The sequence below is a fragment of the Pseudomonas sp. Hz4 genome (genome assembly GCF_054898165.1).
The window spans coordinates 1,489,885-1,504,849 of record NZ_CM142719.1; the positions used below are offsets into that span (position 1 = coordinate 1,489,885).

Here is a 14,965-nt window from a genome sequence, read left to right on the forward strand (position 1 = left end):
GGGAGACCAAGCAGGGGGCTCGGGTTTCCGTTACAATGCGCCACCGTGCCGACCACTGAGTCGGAAAGTTCAGCCGAGGTGCTCCATGGATATCATCGAAACGATTAAAGAGCAGATTGCTAACAACACCATTCTGCTTTACATGAAAGGCTCGCCGAATGCCCCGCAGTGTGGCTTCTCCGCGAAAGCCGCGCAGGCCGTGATGGCGTGTGGCGAAAAGTTTGCTTACGTGGACATCCTGCAAAACCCGGAAATCCGCGCCAACCTGCCAAAGTACGCCAACTGGCCAACCTTCCCGCAACTGTGGGTCGGTGGTGAGCTGGTCGGCGGTAGCGACATCATGACTGAAATGTCGGCTGATGGTTCGCTGCAGAGCACCATCAAGGCTGCTGTCGAAGCTGCTGCTGCCAACAAGACCGAAGCCTGATCCGCTTTTTGTAGGAGCGAGGCTTGCCCGCGAAGGCGTCTTACCTGAAAGACCGCTTTCACGCCCTGAGCCTTTCCGTCAACGCGGTTTTGCTGTGTCCAGCTCGCTGGTCAACGGTGAGCCGTGCCGAAGCAAGGTCTGTAAATAAACGTTTTCGTCGTACACGGTGCTGGTCTTCCAGCACCGATAAACGATCCGGATCCACTTGAACGCCAGAGCCCTGAGGGCTGCTTGGTAAGAGCTGCCTTTGGCCCTTTGCTGGCGGTAATACGCCTCTGCCCACACCGATTGATTGATGCTGTGTGCAGCCCATTCAACAAAGGTCTGGCGCAAAAAAGTTGCGCATTGATAGCGCCAGTGGACGACTTTTTTCTTGCCACTGCGTTCGGTGACCGGGGCAATCCCGGCATATCGCTGCACAGCACTGGCATCCTTGAAGCGATCACGCTGCTCACCAAAGGCGACCATCAACCGTGGGGCAAGCTGCTGCCCCGCGCCGGGCAAGGCCTTGAAGAGTCGGTAGTCGGCCAGGGTGTTGGCAGTTTTTTCGATCTCCCGATCAAAGTCTTTGATCGCCGTGATAACCCCTTTCAGTTGCGAGACCAGGGCCAGCACATACAGCGCTGAAGGACTGACCACGCCTGGATCTTCAGTCAACGGCATGGCTTTGGCGATCAATGCCAAACGCTGCTGATTGAGCTCAGCATGGCGAACATTATGCGCGTGAAGGAACTTCAAAACGCTGGCTGGCCGAGCGTGCTTAAGCACTTCAAATGTCGACCAGCGCGCCAAAAACTCACAGAAAACCAGCGTGTCATGGTCATGAAACAGCTCAAGAGCCAACGGGTAATACTGTTTGAGCATGCAGACCAGACGATTGCTGATCTTGACCCGGTCATCGACCAACCCGCGGCGATGTTCGGTCAGGCTGGCGAGCGAACGCATGGCGGAGCTTTGCTGGACCAGTTGAGGAAACCGTTCGGGATGATTCAGCAACAGCTCAAGCGCCCATTGAGCATCCGTTGGATCATCCTTGGCGCCACTGGGGACGAAGGTTTTACGGTGCCGGGCCAAGGTGCTCGGATTGATCGGAAAGATACAAAAAAACTCATATTTTTGCAGAGCCGCTATCAGTGGGCCTTTGTTCAACTCCACGGCGATCGCGATCGGGCCACCGTAACGTTGATGCAGCGACCTGGCCCAGCGATCAATCGACTCGGGCTTGTGGTCGATGACCTCGAAACTCCGCTGAGCCTCTCCAGCTATCTGCAAACAGATGTCGTGCTTGGCGTCTGCCCAATCAATTCCGATATAAGCAGTGAAACTCTGAGACAGGAGCGTTTGCATGGAACACCTCCACAGACGCTAAAGTACATGCAGGGACATGCATGCTTGCGTCCAGCGAAGGCGATATAGAGAGCCGTGTCGGGCTTTCCCTGAGAATTCGTTAGAGGGCGCAAGCGCACCTGTGGACTCGAAGGTGAAAGCGTAATCATCGAGTGCTGCGCGAGCATATTCGTAGCCCGCAGGTGCATGTTCCTTCCTCGCCGACAGCCAACTTCCAGCGAAGTCAGTATGGAAGAGAAAGGAACGGAGTACCTATATCGCGAGCAAGCTTCGCTCCTGCAAGAGCGAAGGCATAAAAAAGCCCCGCCTCTTTAAAAGAGCGCGGGGCTTTTTATTGTCTCGAGTTTAGCGAGCGCTAACTTACTCTTCGCCCATCTGCGATTGCAGATAGTTCTCAAGACCGACTTTATCGATCAGGCCCAGTTGGGTTTCCAGCCAGTCGATATGTTCTTCTTCGGACTCAAGAATATCTTCAAGCAGTTCACGGCTGCCGAAGTCGCCAACGGTTTCGCATTGAGCGATGGCTACTTTGAGATCCGCGTGACCGGTGCGTTCGATACGCAGGTCGCACTCAAGCATTTCCTGGGTGTGTTCGCCGATCTGCAGCTTGCCCAGGTCCTGGACATTCGGCAGGCCTTCAAGGAACAGGATGCGCTTGATCAGCTTGTCCGCGTGCTTCATCTCGTCGATGGATTCGTGGTACTCATGCTTGCCGAGCTTGTTCAAACCCCAATCTTCATACATGCGTGCATGCAGGAAGTATTGATTGATCGCGACCAGCTCATTGGCAAGGATCTTGTTGAGATGCTGGATGACTGTAATGTCGCCTTTCATGATGGGGTCCTGCCCTGTAGTAGCTGTCTATAAGGCAGAGTTTGAGCCGCGTAATTAAGAGTGTCAAACCTAAGTTATTGAAACTTAAATGAAAATTAATCGGAATAAGAATGTTTGTGTTCCGCGTCTAGAGCGTAAGCAATTGATTTTCAGACATAAAAAAACCGGACAACAAGTCCGGTTCTTTGAAATAGGATATTTACGCGGCAGTAAATTCTACGGGATAGGGAATCGCGGACTGAGCCGATTGCAATTTGGTCAGGGTTTCGCGGACCACTTCCTTGGCAAGGCAAGCACATTTGCCGCATTGGCTAGCTACGCCGGTGGCCTGACGGACTTCTTTGTAGCTGCAGCAACCTTCATAGATTGCATCGCGGATTTGACCGTCGGTGACGCCAGTGCAGAGGCAGACATACATAAGTGAAAACCGTCGCTGGTTGTGACTCAATTGCGAGGGATCTTAATGTTAACGAGAATGATTGTCAAAGTGGTTTCAGAAAGCTTTGGTTGAGGCTGACGAACGGTTTCGCCTCAGCGTCGATCACCAGGAAAATCTGTCGACGGCATTTCCCCTGACAAAAAAGCGTTAAGGACAGGCCAAAAACGCAGTGTATGATGGCCGGTCCTTATGAAGCGGGTTCGTGTCACAGGGCTGTCGTCTGAAGGTGGCAGGCTGATACGAACCCAGTTCTTCACGTTTTTACACCAGGAGATATCCAATGAGCGTACTCGTAGGCAAACAAGCCCCTGACTTCACCGTACCGGCCGTACTCGGTAATGGCGAAATCGTAGACAGCTTCACCCTGTCGTCGGCCATCAAAGGCAAATACGGCCTGGTGTTCTTCTACCCACTGGACTTCACCTTCGTTTGCCCGTCCGAGCTGATCGCTCTGGACAACCGCATGTCTGACTTCAAGGCACGCAACGTTGAAGTGATCGCCGTTTCGATCGACTCGCACTTCACCCATAACGCCTGGCGCAACACCCCGGTCAACAATGGTGGTATCGGCGAAGTTCGCTACACCATGGCTGCCGACCTTAAGCACGAAATCGCCAAGGCCTACGACGTTGAGTCCGAAGGCGGCGTGGCTTTCCGTGGCGCATTCCTGATCGACGACAAAGGCGTTGTCCGCTCGCAGATCATCAACGACCTGCCGCTGGGCCGTAACATTGAAGAGTTGATCCGACTGGTCGACGCTCTGCAATTCCACGAAGAGCACGGCGAAGTTTGCCCTGCCAACTGGAAAAAAGGCGATAAAGGCATGACCGCTTCGACCGAAGGTGTCGCGGCTTACCTGACCGAGAACGCTGCGGCGCTGTAAGGCACGTTTGAGGCATAAAAAACCGGCCGTTGAGGCCGGTTTTTTTATGGGCGGGATAAACCCAACGACGGATCAGTCGTTGTAGTCTTCCCAACCGCCCATTTGTTTCCAGCGATTGACGATCCCGCAGAACAGCTCAGCCGTCTTCTCGGTGTCGTAGCGAGCCGAGTGCGCCTCGCGACCGTCGAAGTCGATATCAGCTGCCTGACAGGCCTTGGCCAGTACCGTTTGGCCGTAAGCCAGACCGGCCAGGGTTGCAGTATCGAAGCTCGAGAACGGATGAAACGGGTTACGTTTCATGTCCAGGCGCGCGACAGCGGCGTTGAGAAAGCCCAGATCGAAGCTGCTGTTGTGCCCGACCAGAATCGCCCGTTTGCAACCGTTGGCTTTAAGCGCCTTGCGGATGCCGCGGAAGATGTCGGTCAGGGCTGCTTCTTCACTCACCGCCATGCGCAGAGGGTGATCGAGTTTGATCCCGGTGAATTCCAGGGCGGCCGCTTCGATGTTCGCGCCTTCAAAAGGCTCTACGCGAAAGAAGTAGGTGTGGTCGGGGTACACAAACCCTTTTTCGTCCATGCCGATGGTGGTGGCGGCAATTTCCAGCAAGGCGTCAGTGGCAGAGTTGAAACCACCGGTTTCAACGTCGACAACGACTGGCAGGTATCCACGGAAGCGGGCAGCCATCGGGTGGCGCGAACCACCTCCGCCGCCTTGACCTTCCTGTTCGTCGTCGAAATGGTCTTCACTCACGCGTGTTCCTCCAGCAGGCGCCAGCGCAGTTTTTCACCGGCGCGCAGCGGGATTACGGTCAGCTCGCCAAATGGCAGGCTGGTTGGGGCGGTCCACTCATCGCGGACCAGGGTGATGCGATCGGTGTTCACCGGCAGGCCGTAGAAACGCGGGCCGTTCAGGCTGGCAAAGGCTTCGAGCTTGTCCAGCGCGTTGCGTTGTTCGAAGGCTTCGGCATACATCTCGATCGCTGCATAAGCGGTGTAGCAACCGGCACAGCCGCATGCTGCTTCCTTGGCGTGCTGGGCATGGGGCGCCGAGTCGGTGCCGAGGAAGAACTTGTCGCTGCCGCTGGTGGCGGCGTCGAGCAGGGCTTCCTGATGGGTGTTGCGCTTGAGGATCGGCAGGCAATAGAAGTGCGGCCGAATCCCGCCCACCAGCATGTGGTTGCGGTTGTACAGCAGGTGATGCGCGGTGATGGTCGCGCCAACATTGGCCGACGCCGCGTTGACGAACTGCACGGCGTCAGCGGTAGTGATGTGTTCGAACACCACTTTGAGCGTCGGGAAACGCTCGACCACACGGCGCAAGTGCTCATCGATGAAGATTTTTTCGCGATCGAAAACGTCGACATCGCCACGGGTGACTTCACCGTGAACCAGCAAGGGCATCCCGACTTCGGCCATGGCCTCGAGTGCAGGGAAAATCTTGTCGATGCTGGTGACACCGGAGTCCGAGTTGGTGGTCGCGCCGGCCGGGTACAGCTTGGCGGCGTGAATGAAACCGCTGGCCTTGGCCTCGCGAATTTCTTCGGGCTGTGTGCGGTCGGTCAGGTACAGCACCATCAACGGTTCGAAGCGACTGCCGGCCGGGCGTGCAGCGAGAATCCGCTGGCGATAGCCGTCGGCTTCAGCGGCGTTACGCACCGGAGGTACCAGGTTGGGCATGATGATGGCGCGACCAAAGGTGCGCGCGACATCCGCAACGGTATTGGTCAACACGGCACCATCGCGAAGATGAATATGCCAGTCGTCGGGACGCAGCAGGGTCAGGCGGTCGGACATGAGGGGATTCCAGGCGGGTCAAACTGAGGGGAATGCTACCGGAAAAGACTCTTCCAGGCACTCGCTATCAAGTTTTGCAGCAAGCTTCCGATATCCAACAGGTATGCCGTAAACATGTGTGTGTCGGTCTTTTTGTTGTAGAAGCCAGTGGAGCCACCCGTGCGCCAGCGTTATTTAGCCTTGCTTAGCGTATTTGCCAGCCTTCCCGCGATGGCGCTCACTTTCCAGACCCGTCTGGAGAGTATCGAGTGGACGGTCGAAGGAGACCCGTTCGAGTGCCGCCTGACTCAGCCGATCACCGATTTTGGTTCCGGTGAATTCGTGCGCCGCGCCGGCGAGCAAGCGACGTTTCGTCTGAAGGCCTACAACGCGATAATCGGCGGCGGTTCGGCCACCTTGCTGGCGGCGGCTGCTCCCTGGCAGCCGGGGCGTGGCGACATAAATCTCGGTTCTGTGCGAATCGGCAGCGGCAATGTGCTGTTTAACAGTTCGCAACAACAGGCCGGGCGTTTAATCAGCGGCTTGATGGATGGCCGCAGTCCGGTTGTTCGACATTACTCTGGCGATGGCCGGGTGTCGGAAGTGCGTCTGTTGCCGGTCAAGTTCAGCAAGGCCTTTAACGACTATCAAGGCTGCGTGGCAAAACTGCTGCCGAAGAATTTCGAGCAGGTCAAACAATCGCAGATCGGCTTCCCCGGCGAAGGCATCGATCTCGACGCGCAGGCCAAGACTCAATTGCAAGTGATGCTGGAATTCATGAAGGCCGACCCGACGGTCAACCATATCGAACTCGATGGCCACTCCGACAACAGCGGCAACCGCCTGACCAACCGTGATCTGTCGCGGCGTCGGGCCCTGGCGGTGATGGAGTTCTTCAAGGCCAATGGCATTCAGGAATCGCAGATCACCGTGCGCTTTCACGGCGAGCGTTATCCCTTGGCACCCAATAGCAATTCCTCCAACCGGGCGAAGAACCGTCGGGTCAATGTGCACCTCGCGCGGGTTGCGCCCACCGAAAAGCCGGCCCCTCAGACCACTGCATCAGCGAGCCCCGCGTCGACCTCCTGAACCCGCTGTTATCGTCGCCCACTCGACATAATCTGTCGCTTCGTCGTCATAAGCTGTCGCGCCTCTGTAAATTATTCTGCATGACCGGTAGACTTGACGGCTTTCCGTAGAACCCCGTGGAGTGATGGCATGGCGGACGTAAACAAGGTCGTTCTGGCGTATTCCGGCGGCCTGGACACTTCGGTGATCCTCAAGTGGCTGCAGGATACTTATAACTGTGAAGTCGTGACCTTCACCGCTGACCTGGGTCAGGGCGAAGAGGTCGAACCTGCACGCGCCAAGGCACAAGCCATGGGCGTGAAAGAGATCTACATCGACGACTTGCGCGAAGAATTCGTGCGCGATTTCGTTTTCCCGATGTTCCGCGCCAACACCGTTTACGAAGGCGAGTACCTACTGGGTACTTCCATCGCTCGTCCGTTGATCGCCAAGCGCCTGATCGAAATCGCCAACGAAACCGGCGCAGACGCCATTTCCCACGGCGCCACCGGCAAGGGCAACGACCAGGTTCGTTTCGAACTGGGCGCCTACGCCTTGAAGCCCGGCGTGAAAGTGATCGCTCCGTGGCGCGAATGGGACCTGCTCTCGCGTGAAAAGCTGATGGATTATGCTGAAAAGCACAACATCCCGATCGAGCGTCACGGCAAGAAGAAATCCCCGTACTCGATGGATGCCAACTTGCTGCACATCTCCTATGAAGGCGGCGTGTTGGAAGACACCTGGACCGAGCACGAAGAAGACATGTGGAAATGGACTGTCTCCCCGGAGAACGCTCCTGACAAGGCGCAGTACCTGGAACTGACCTACCGCAATGGCGACATCGTCGAACTGGACGGCGTCGAAATGACCCCGGCCACCGTGCTGGCGACCCTGAACCGTATCGGTGGCGAACACGGTATTGGCCGTCTCGACATCGTCGAGAACCGCTACGTTGGCATGAAGTCCCGTGGCTGCTACGAAACCCCTGGCGGCACCATCATGCTGCGCGCTCACCGTGCGATCGAATCGATCACTCTGGACCGCGAAGTGGCTCACCTTAAAGACGAGCTGATGCCTAAATACGCCAGCTTGATCTACACCGGTTACTGGTGGAGCCCTGAGCGTCTGATGCTGCAACAGATGATCGACGCGTCCCAGGCCCACGTGAACGGTGTTGTGCGCCTGAAGCTGTACAAGGGCAACGTGATCGTCACCGGTCGCAAGTCCGACGAATCGTTGTTCGACGCCAACATCGCGACCTTCGAAGAAGATGGCGGCGCCTACAACCAGGCCGACGCGGCGGGCTTCATCAAGCTCAACGCTTTGCGCATGCGTATTGCGGCGAACAAAGGCCGGAAGCTTTTCTGAGATGCTGGAAGCCGTAGTGGAACGACGGTGGTGAAACGACAGTAATAGAGTTGTGGCCTTGTCGATGACAAGGCCACACATCTGAATAGGGGGGATTTCCTACTGGACTTCGTTTTAACAGCGTTCTTTTTGTTTCTGTAACACCTTCCTGTTGTTTCCTCTCTCTGAAAGCTCTTCAAGCGTTACCTGCTGCGTGTCAGGTAAAAAGAGTGATCAAGCATCGTCAAGCCACGTGAATTTAAATTGTAAGCAATGCAGAGCGTTGGGCTGTTGCGGTTCTTTGTCTGTTTTAAATGCTTGATGGCGCTTTCCTTCAGTAATGCCTCCGAATCGATACAGGTGAGAAACACGATCACTTGCGCAGGGCTTCCCTGTGGGTGCAAATTTTTCTCAATCCAGGCGCCAAACTCCATTTTTTTGTTCAACCACCGCGCATCCACGATGTGCAGATTTTTTAGCGGCTCGGTCAGGCACACGTGCTGTAGCGCCGCGAGACTTGTCTGAATACCGATCCGGGCGGGTGGGTCCTTCAGGTTATCGGGCCGCTGACCGCGATCAGCGTTGGCCATCACTTCTATAAAGTGCTTTCCTTTACCAAAATCGGAGGGCGCGTACAGCGACCGGTAGTTGAAGTTGAGTGTGGCGAAGAAAAGAAAAATCAAATAAAAGGGAAAACTGATCAGGAACCAGACATAGAGCTCCCGCTCCGTATTGTCGAGAAAGGGCAGTGAGACGGCGGCCGATGTTTCAGAAATGGCGGCAAATATGGCAATAACTGTCATAGGGTTGATGATTTTTTTCTTTGGTTTGTTCATGTTTTCTACTCATGGAAGTATTGTCTTTTCTCGAATGGTTAATATTTTTGGTTTTGGAGTTTAATAACTAGGTTATTGTTTTTTTGTGGGTGGGTGCTCCTTTTAAAAGTTGGATTTCAATGGGTGATAGTAACGGCATTGAGTGAGGGCGGGTATATCTGTTTGTGATGTTTTGTTTGCGATGGAATCAATGTATTTTTGAAGTGTTGCAGGGTGTGATCGTTTTAATCCTTGATGTGCAGTGTTTGTGGTATCGGTTTTTAGATGGAAAACATCAGATACTTTTAAGCGTAGCTCAATAGTGGGTGCTCGTTGGATCGCTTGCGACGGAGGCGGTAATTTGGTTTTTTGGTAGTAAATCGAAACAAAAAAACTGCGGAAAGTATAAATTATTTCAGGTTGATAAAATTTCAGGTTCCGGTATTTGGGGATATTTTGTAAGACGAATCCCTAATGTCTGTAGGGAATGTCTCTCGGTGTAGGTGGCCGCGGGGGGCGGCATGCCATGGGTGAAACGACTAGGCTATTGTGCGGGCTCTAAAAATTCGAACAGCGAAAATTGGACTTGCCCATGAATAAAGTGCTGATCGTGGATGATCACCCCGTCATTCGTCTTGCGGTACGAATGCTAATGGAGCGTCATGGCTACGAAGTCATTGCAGAGACAGATAACGGCGTGGATGCGTTGCAACTTGCCCGTGAGCATATGCCGGATATTGTCATCCTGGATATTGGAATACCGAAACTTGATGGGCTGGAAGTCATCGCGCGTTTAACATCGACAGCAATGCCCATTAAAGTACTGATACTGACGTCCCAGGCACCTGGGCATTTTTCCATGCGTTGCATGCAATCGGGTGCCGCCGGGTATGTCTGCAAACAACAGGATCTCACCGAATTACTCAGTGCAATAAAGGCAGTCTTGTCAGGCTACAGTTACTTTCCGAATCAAGCCTTGCATACCGTACGTTCCAGTTTGGGGAACGCCAGTGAGGCCGATATGGTGGATCGTCTGTCGGGACGGGAAATGATGGTCTTGCAACAGTTGGCCCGAGGCAAGACCAACAAGGAGATTGCCGATGGAATGTTCCTCAGTAATAAGACTGTCAGTACTTACAAGACCCGCCTGTTGTTGAAACTCAATGCTCGCTCCCTGGTCGACCTGATCGAATTGGCTCAACGCAATGGTTTGGTGTGATTGCCTCAACGTTTGACGAGGCGCGATGAGCGGGGGCATCAGGGGTTGGCACTTAGTAAAAAGCCTCCGTTTCGGGAGGCTTTTAGGTGTCATGGATCAAAATCGTAATCGGCCAATTGCTTTTGCAGTCGGCGCTCCTCCAACAGATTGTCGATGGTACGGCGTTTGCTCAGGTTGGTCTTCGCCACTTCAACCACCGGCTCAGCGTCATCAGCCTCAACGGGGGTGAAGTCGTCTTCTACGTCCAATTGCTCTTTGCCAGTGCTCATAGTGTTACTCCAGGCTAAGACTGCCTTTGGCGCTCCTTATATCGATAATCTCTCGGCGGGTAAAAAAGATTTTTTCAATCGATAAATCAAAAAACCTAATAGCGCCTCAATCGTCCGAAGTCTTTTGCTTGTATTCGCACAAGTCTTCGATCCGGCAACTGCCACAGCGAGGCTTGCGGGCCAGGCAAACGTAGCGTCCGTGGAGGATCAGCCAGTGATGGGAATCGAGCAGATATTCCTTTGGCACGAACTTCATCAGTTTTTTCTCAACCTCGACCACATTTTTACCTGGAGCAATGCCGGTACGATTGCTGACCCGGAAAATATGCGTGTCAACCGCCATGGTCAGCTGACGGAATGCGGTATTGAGCACCACGTTGGCGGTCTTGCGGCCGACGCCAGGTAACGCTTCCAGCTCCTCACGGGTTTGCGGCACTTCGCCTCCATGACGTTCCACCAGCAAGCGACAGGTCTCGATCACGTTTTTCGCTTTGCTGTTGAACAGGCCGATAGTCTTGATGTATTCCGACAGTCCCTCGACACCCATGGCATAAATCGCCGCCGGCGTATTGGCCACCGGATAGAGTTTGGCAGTGGCTTTGTTCACGCCGACATCGGTCGACTGAGCCGAGAGAATCACAGAGATCAGCAATTCGAACGGCGAGGAATAAGCCAGTTCGGTCTTTGGTTCCGGGTTGTCTTCGTGTAATCGGCGGAAAATTTCCAGACGTTTTGCGGCATTCATGGGCAGTGCGTTTCCTCGAAGGCGGTCAGTGTGAGGGCGTCGAGCGGGTCCAGGCCTGACGTGCGGCGATCAGCAGTCCCAGCAGAATGAATCCGCCTGGGGCCAGGGTGGCCAGGCGCATGCCACCGTCGGCGGTCAGTACCCAACCTTGCCAGTCCACTTGCGCAGTGCCAGCCAGCCATGGCAGATGGATGCCGAGTGTGCCGTTGCCGATGAGTTCGCGCAGCAAGCCAAGGCCTGCCATCAACGCGCCGAACAGGCCACACAGACGCAGGCGATCACGCCAGGTGCGCTGGAAAAAACCGGTGTTTTCCAGCACGACGCATTGCAAGGCGATCAACCCTGCATAAAACCCCACATGGTGGTGCCATTGCAGCGACCAGAGTTGCGCGACGACTTCCGCGCAGCTGGTCAGCGTGGCTGCCAGCAGGACGGCGGCTAACCGGTGCGTCGCCGGGAGAAGTCGGGATCGCAAGGCGCCTATGCACACACCAAAGGCATTGATCACTACGATAAACATCAGCCACAAGCCCAAAGCGGACACCAGTGAATCCGTGGCGCCGATCAGCGGCGCGAGCATCAGCGAGTTCTGCAGAGACGATGACTTATTCATGGGGGCTGCTCCCGATCAGCTGTTGCCGGCGTTCATCGAAGTAGCGCAACGCGTCATGGATGGCGTTGATGACCGCTCTCGAAGTAATGGTCGCCCCCGCCAATTGATCGAATTGCCCCTGATCCTTTTTCAAGGCCCAGCCAGCATCGGCGGGTTCGGATCGAGATTTACCGACAAACACCTGAAACCAGGCATTAGGCCAGTCGGCAATCTTGCCACCCAGCCCCGGGGTTTCTGATTGCTTGAGCGTTTTGACGCCCAGCAACTTGCCGTTTGCGTCGATGGCGATCAGCAATTCGATGGCGCCCTCATAGCCTATGGTCTGGCTGCGCAGCAAGACGGCGCTGGGTTGGCCAGTCTTGGTCGCCAGATAGCCACCCAGCAGTGTGCTGCTGGCCAATCCAGTGTTTTCGAGGGCGAGCGGCTGTTCCAGCGGCTGATTGTCGTAGCGCTCGGCGGAAAGCAGATCCAACAGGTTACGGCTGTCGATCAAGTGCTGTTCGGCCGCAATGCGCGGCGCGCTGATGTGCTGGACCAGATACGTCACGCCAATCCCCAGGCTTGCCAGTAACAGCAGGACCACAGCGCTCGATACTCGGCTCATGGCGCACCCCGCTCCTGTCTGAAGGCGACAAACCGCTCCAGCGCAGGCACACAGAGGTTCATCAACAGCACGGCAAAGGCTACGCCGTCCGGATAACCACCCCAGGTGCGAATCAGGTACGTCAGCAGCCCGACGCCCACGCCGAAAAGCAGTCGCGCGCCGGGGCTTTTTGCGCCAGACACCGGTTCCGTGACGATGAAGAATGCGCCCAGCATGCTCGCGCCAGTGAGCAGATGAAACAGCGGCGAGCCATGGGAGTCGGAGCCTGAGCCGTTCCAGCACAGCAGGCTGATGACGAACAGACTGGCGAGCATGCCGACCGGCGCATGCCAGCTGAACACCCGTCGTTGCAGCAGAAACGCGCCGCCCGCCAAAAAGGCCAGGTTGACCCATTCCATGCCTCGGCCGCCGAAGTGACCGAACGCCGGGTTAGCGACAAACAGTTCGTCCATGGTCAGGCTTTTGTTGATCCGCAGGCTGTCCAGCGCCGTCGCTTGGACCCAGGCATCCGGCGTCTGGCTGAGGCTGAGCCCAAACACCTGCTGCAAGCCGCCGAGCAGGTCCAGCCCATGGGATGACGGCCATTGGGTCATCTGTTGGGGAAAGCTCACCATCACGAGGGCGAAACCGAGCATTGCCGGGTTGAATGGGTTATTTCCTACGCCGCCATACAGGTGTTTGCCGAACACCATCGCGAACGCCGCGGCACAGACCGCCAGCCACCACGGGCAATAAGGCGGCAAGGCCAGTGCCAACAGCGTTGCGCTGACCAGTGCGCTGCCGTCGGTCAAGGTCGACTTGAGCGGTCGCTTGCGCAGTTGCAGCACGGCCGCTTCAACGGCCAATGCGGTTATGCCCGACAGAATCAGGTTGATCAACACCCCCCAGCCATACAGCCAGAACAACATCAGCATCCCTGGCAGGGTGGCCAGCAATACCAGCTTCATGGCCTGCTGAAGGCGCTCGTCGACCGATTCAAGGGGCGACATAGGCATCCACCTGACGCTCGGCTTCATTGACCGCGAGTTCCAGTGTTTCGATTTGCTCGGCGGGGGCTTCGCTGGCGTGGGCTTTCTTGAGTTCGGCGCGGCGCATGGCTAACTGGATCTTTGCCCGATTAAGCGGCGCATTTTTCGCCGGAGCAACGGGCGCCGGGGCTGGCGGTGCAGTGCTTTCCAGTGTCGCCAACGCCTGTTCGGCAGCCTCGAACTGCTGTTGCAGGAGGATCAGTTGCGACTGCTGCTCGAAGGTTGGCGGATGCCCGAACGCCTTGAGTGATTTGTTCAGTTGCGCCCGACTCATCGCCAGTTCGATCTTGGCCTTTTTCAACGCCGCATCCGCATTGGCTGCCTTCTGTGCGCGGACTCGCTCTAGAGCGGCCTGAACCGGGTCGAGTGTCGCCACCTCACTGTGCTGGACGGTGCGCTGGGCTCGGGCCTGACGTTCGGCGATTTTCAGTTCTTCTTCACGACGCAGGCGAGCGTTGCGTTGTTCGAATCGACGCCGTGCGTGATCGCGCTTGGCCGTCCGGGCGCGTTGTTCCTCAAGGCTGAATGCCAGGCCGCCGACAATCGGTAGCACCGTGGCCAGCGGCAACGGCCGCATCTCGATGCAATCCACCGGGCAGGGCACCACGCACAGATCGCAACCGGTGCATTCATCGACGATCACCGTGTGCATTAATTTCGCCGCACCGACAATGGCATCCACCGGGCAGGCCTGGATGCACTTGGTGCAGCCGATACACTCCGCTTCACGAATGTAGGCGATCTGCGCCGGTGCCGAGCCGCGACTGACGTCCAGTTCCAGTATCGGCACTTTCAACAGCTCGGCCAGGGCCGCGATGGTTTCGCTGCCGCCTGGCGGGCACTTGTTGATCAGCTCGCCGCTGGCAATGCCTTCGGCGTACGGTTTGCATCCGGGGTGGCCGCACTTGCCGCATTGGGTTTGCGGCAAGAGGGCGTCGATGCGTTGAATCAGACTCATGTTTTGATCAGTCCACTGAATCCGAGAAAAGCCACTGCGATCAGCCCGGCGCCGATCAACTCGATCGGCAGGCCACGAAAGGGCAGGGGGATATCATTATCGAGTGTGCGTTGGCGCAAGTCGCTGAACAGGCTCAGTACCAGCCAGAAACCCAGCCCGGCACCCAGGCTCAGGGCCATGGCGTGGAAGAGTCCTTTGTCGTCTTGAGCGTTGAGCAGCGTCAGGCCGAGTACGCCGGCGTTGCCCAGCAGCAGGGGCCAGAGTCCATCGAACGCAAGCTTTGGAAGTGACCGAGAAAGCACTTTCAGCAGCGGGCCTATCAGCAAAACGCTTAAAGGCAGGAATACGAAAAGGCGCAGCGACGTCAGCTCCAGCGGGATCAGCAGCCAACGGTAGGCCAAGTAGCCCAGCGTGCCGACGATCAGCATCAAGCAAGACGTCGCGAGCCCCAACGCGTGGACCTGCCGATGCTCGTTGCCCAACAGCGGATCGGCGCCCAGCGGCCAGTGCAACACGAGGTTGTTGATCAGGGCTGCACTGATAAGCGTAAGAACAATTTCGGTCATGATCGTGCCGGCAAGAACGGGGCTTTTTAAC

At 56.2% G+C, this 14,965-nt stretch carries 18 protein-coding genes; 5 read left to right on the plus strand and 13 right to left on the minus strand.

The window, feature by feature from the left end; genetic code table 11:
• The first annotated feature begins 85 nt into the window (after positions 1–85).
• Entirely contained in the window at positions 86–427 is a 342-nt protein-coding gene (gene grxD, locus ACYZTR_RS06630; protein WP_449644277.1) for a Grx4 family monothiol glutaredoxin, read from the plus strand.
• A 78-nt stretch (positions 428–505) separates the two neighbouring features.
• Here the strand turns inward: grxD and ACYZTR_RS06635 are convergent, their stop codons facing one another.
• The 3 genes from ACYZTR_RS06635 to ACYZTR_RS06645 form a co-directional block, all read right to left on the minus strand.
• Complete coding sequence (locus ACYZTR_RS06635; RefSeq protein WP_461976268.1) at positions 506–1,774, minus strand: IS110 family RNA-guided transposase; 1,269 nt, start codon at positions 1,772–1,774, stop codon at positions 506–508.
• Positions 1,775–2,134: 360 nt separating this feature from the next.
• Complete coding sequence (gene bfr, locus ACYZTR_RS06640; protein ID WP_461977433.1) at positions 2,135–2,608, minus strand: bacterioferritin; 474 nt, start codon at positions 2,606–2,608, stop codon at positions 2,135–2,137.
• Positions 2,609–2,807: 199 nt separating this feature from the next.
• Positions 2,808–3,026, minus strand: a complete 219-nt coding sequence (locus ACYZTR_RS06645; protein WP_461977434.1) for a bacterioferritin-associated ferredoxin — start codon at positions 3,024–3,026, stop codon at positions 2,808–2,810.
• Positions 3,027–3,327: 301 nt separating this feature from the next.
• On the opposite strand from ACYZTR_RS06645, the gene ACYZTR_RS06650 reads away from it, so the two are divergent.
• On the plus strand, positions 3,328–3,930 hold the full coding sequence (locus tag ACYZTR_RS06650) for a peroxiredoxin (RefSeq protein WP_064679479.1): 603 nt from the start codon (positions 3,328–3,330) through the stop codon (positions 3,928–3,930).
• A gap of 72 nt (positions 3,931–4,002) precedes the next feature.
• On the opposite strand, the gene rnt is transcribed toward ACYZTR_RS06650, so the two are convergent.
• Together rnt and pyrC are read right to left on the minus strand one after the other, a co-directional pair.
• Positions 4,003–4,680, minus strand: a complete 678-nt coding sequence (gene rnt / locus ACYZTR_RS06655) for a ribonuclease T (RefSeq protein ID WP_461977436.1) — start codon at positions 4,678–4,680, stop codon at positions 4,003–4,005.
• Positions 4,677–5,723, minus strand: a complete 1,047-nt coding sequence (pyrC, locus tag ACYZTR_RS06660; protein ID WP_461977438.1) for a dihydroorotase — start codon at positions 5,721–5,723, stop codon at positions 4,677–4,679. Before pyrC ends, rnt begins: the two co-directional genes overlap by 4 nt.
• A gap of 159 nt (positions 5,724–5,882) precedes the next feature.
• Here pyrC and ACYZTR_RS06665 point away from each other — a divergent pair, with 159 nt between their 5' ends.
• Positions 5,883–6,791 carry a flagellar protein MotY gene (locus tag ACYZTR_RS06665; RefSeq protein ID WP_461977440.1) on the plus strand — a complete coding sequence of 303 codons (909 nt, stop codon included), beginning with the start codon at positions 5,883–5,885 and terminating at the stop codon, positions 6,789–6,791.
• A 129-nt stretch (positions 6,792–6,920) separates the two neighbouring features.
• Positions 6,921–8,138: an argininosuccinate synthase gene (locus ACYZTR_RS06670; protein WP_461977442.1), complete on the plus strand. Its 1,218-nt coding sequence runs from the start codon at positions 6,921–6,923 to the stop codon at positions 8,136–8,138.
• Positions 8,139–8,320: 182 nt separating this feature from the next.
• Here ACYZTR_RS06670 and ACYZTR_RS06675 read toward each other — a convergent pair whose 3' ends face one another.
• On the minus strand, positions 8,321–8,953 hold the full coding sequence (locus ACYZTR_RS06675; RefSeq protein ID WP_461977444.1) for a hypothetical protein: 633 nt from the start codon (positions 8,951–8,953) through the stop codon (positions 8,321–8,323).
• 571 nt (positions 8,954–9,524) lie between these two features.
• Between ACYZTR_RS06675 and ACYZTR_RS06680 the strand changes: the two genes are divergently transcribed.
• Positions 9,525–10,151, plus strand: a complete 627-nt coding sequence (locus ACYZTR_RS06680; protein ID WP_461977446.1) for a response regulator — start codon at positions 9,525–9,527, stop codon at positions 10,149–10,151.
• 89 nt (positions 10,152–10,240) lie between these two features.
• Here the strand turns inward: ACYZTR_RS06680 and ACYZTR_RS06685 are convergent, their stop codons facing one another.
• From ACYZTR_RS06685 to ACYZTR_RS06715, 7 genes are all read right to left on the minus strand, one after another.
• Positions 10,241–10,420, minus strand: a complete 180-nt coding sequence (locus tag ACYZTR_RS06685; RefSeq protein ID WP_449646064.1) for a PA3496 family putative envelope integrity protein — start codon at positions 10,418–10,420, stop codon at positions 10,241–10,243.
• Between the two features lie 106 nt (positions 10,421–10,526).
• The gene (gene nth / locus ACYZTR_RS06690) at positions 10,527–11,165 is read right to left on the minus strand and encodes an endonuclease III (protein ID WP_461977448.1); all 639 of its coding nucleotides are present in this window, start codon (positions 11,163–11,165) and stop codon (positions 10,527–10,529) included.
• A 25-nt stretch (positions 11,166–11,190) separates the two neighbouring features.
• Positions 11,191–11,778: an Rnf-Nqr domain containing protein gene (locus ACYZTR_RS06695; RefSeq protein WP_461977450.1), complete on the minus strand. Its 588-nt coding sequence runs from the start codon at positions 11,776–11,778 to the stop codon at positions 11,191–11,193.
• The gene (locus ACYZTR_RS06700; RefSeq protein WP_461977452.1) at positions 11,771–12,382 is read right to left on the minus strand and encodes an RnfABCDGE type electron transport complex subunit G; all 612 of its coding nucleotides are present in this window, start codon (positions 12,380–12,382) and stop codon (positions 11,771–11,773) included. Before ACYZTR_RS06700 ends, ACYZTR_RS06695 begins: the two co-directional genes overlap by 8 nt.
• Entirely contained in the window at positions 12,379–13,371 is a 993-nt protein-coding gene (locus tag ACYZTR_RS06705; RefSeq protein ID WP_461977454.1) for an RnfABCDGE type electron transport complex subunit D, read from the minus strand. The genes ACYZTR_RS06700 and ACYZTR_RS06705 overlap by 4 nt, the downstream gene beginning before the upstream one ends.
• Complete coding sequence (gene rsxB / locus ACYZTR_RS06710) at positions 13,358–14,368, minus strand: electron transport complex subunit RsxB (protein WP_461977456.1); 1,011 nt, start codon at positions 14,366–14,368, stop codon at positions 13,358–13,360. The genes ACYZTR_RS06705 and rsxB overlap by 14 nt, the downstream gene beginning before the upstream one ends.
• A complete protein-coding gene (locus ACYZTR_RS06715; protein WP_461977458.1) occupies positions 14,365–14,934 on the minus strand; it encodes an electron transport complex protein RnfA in 570 nt (189 codons plus the stop codon). Before ACYZTR_RS06715 ends, rsxB begins: the two co-directional genes overlap by 4 nt.
• Positions 14,935–14,965 lie beyond the last annotated feature (31 nt).

What these genes read in the sequence shown, in the direction of transcription:
- grxD (WP_449644277.1), top strand. Translation starts at nt 86, where the DNA reads ATGGATATCATCGAAACGATTAAAGAGCAGATTGCTAACAACACCATT.
- ACYZTR_RS06635 (WP_461976268.1), bottom strand. Translation starts at nt 1,774, where the DNA reads ATGCAAACGCTCCTGTCTCAGAGTTTCACTGCTTATATCGGAATTGAT.
- bfr (WP_461977433.1), bottom strand. Translation starts at nt 2,608, where the DNA reads ATGAAAGGCGACATTACAGTCATCCAGCATCTCAACAAGATCCTTGCC.
- ACYZTR_RS06645 (WP_461977434.1), bottom strand. Translation starts at nt 3,026, where the DNA reads ATGTATGTCTGCCTCTGCACTGGCGTCACCGACGGTCAAATCCGCGAT.
- ACYZTR_RS06650 (WP_064679479.1), top strand. Translation starts at nt 3,328, where the DNA reads ATGAGCGTACTCGTAGGCAAACAAGCCCCTGACTTCACCGTACCGGCC.
- pyrC (WP_461977438.1), bottom strand. Translation starts at nt 5,723, where the DNA reads ATGTCCGACCGCCTGACCCTGCTGCGTCCCGACGACTGGCATATTCAT.
- ACYZTR_RS06670 (WP_461977442.1), top strand. Translation starts at nt 6,921, where the DNA reads ATGGCGGACGTAAACAAGGTCGTTCTGGCGTATTCCGGCGGCCTGGAC.
- ACYZTR_RS06675 (WP_461977444.1), bottom strand. Translation starts at nt 8,953, where the DNA reads ATGAACAAACCAAAGAAAAAAATCATCAACCCTATGACAGTTATTGCC.
- ACYZTR_RS06680 (WP_461977446.1), top strand. Translation starts at nt 9,525, where the DNA reads ATGAATAAAGTGCTGATCGTGGATGATCACCCCGTCATTCGTCTTGCG.
- ACYZTR_RS06685 (WP_449646064.1), bottom strand. Translation starts at nt 10,420, where the DNA reads ATGAGCACTGGCAAAGAGCAATTGGACGTAGAAGACGACTTCACCCCC.
- nth (WP_461977448.1), bottom strand. Translation starts at nt 11,165, where the DNA reads ATGAATGCCGCAAAACGTCTGGAAATTTTCCGCCGATTACACGAAGAC.
- ACYZTR_RS06695 (WP_461977450.1), bottom strand. Translation starts at nt 11,778, where the DNA reads ATGAATAAGTCATCGTCTCTGCAGAACTCGCTGATGCTCGCGCCGCTG.
- ACYZTR_RS06700 (WP_461977452.1), bottom strand. Translation starts at nt 12,382, where the DNA reads ATGAGCCGAGTATCGAGCGCTGTGGTCCTGCTGTTACTGGCAAGCCTG.
- ACYZTR_RS06705 (WP_461977454.1), bottom strand. Translation starts at nt 13,371, where the DNA reads ATGTCGCCCCTTGAATCGGTCGACGAGCGCCTTCAGCAGGCCATGAAG.
- rsxB (WP_461977456.1), bottom strand. Translation starts at nt 14,368, where the DNA reads ATGAGTCTGATTCAACGCATCGACGCCCTCTTGCCGCAAACCCAATGC.
- ACYZTR_RS06715 (WP_461977458.1), bottom strand. Translation starts at nt 14,934, where the DNA reads ATGACCGAAATTGTTCTTACGCTTATCAGTGCAGCCCTGATCAACAAC.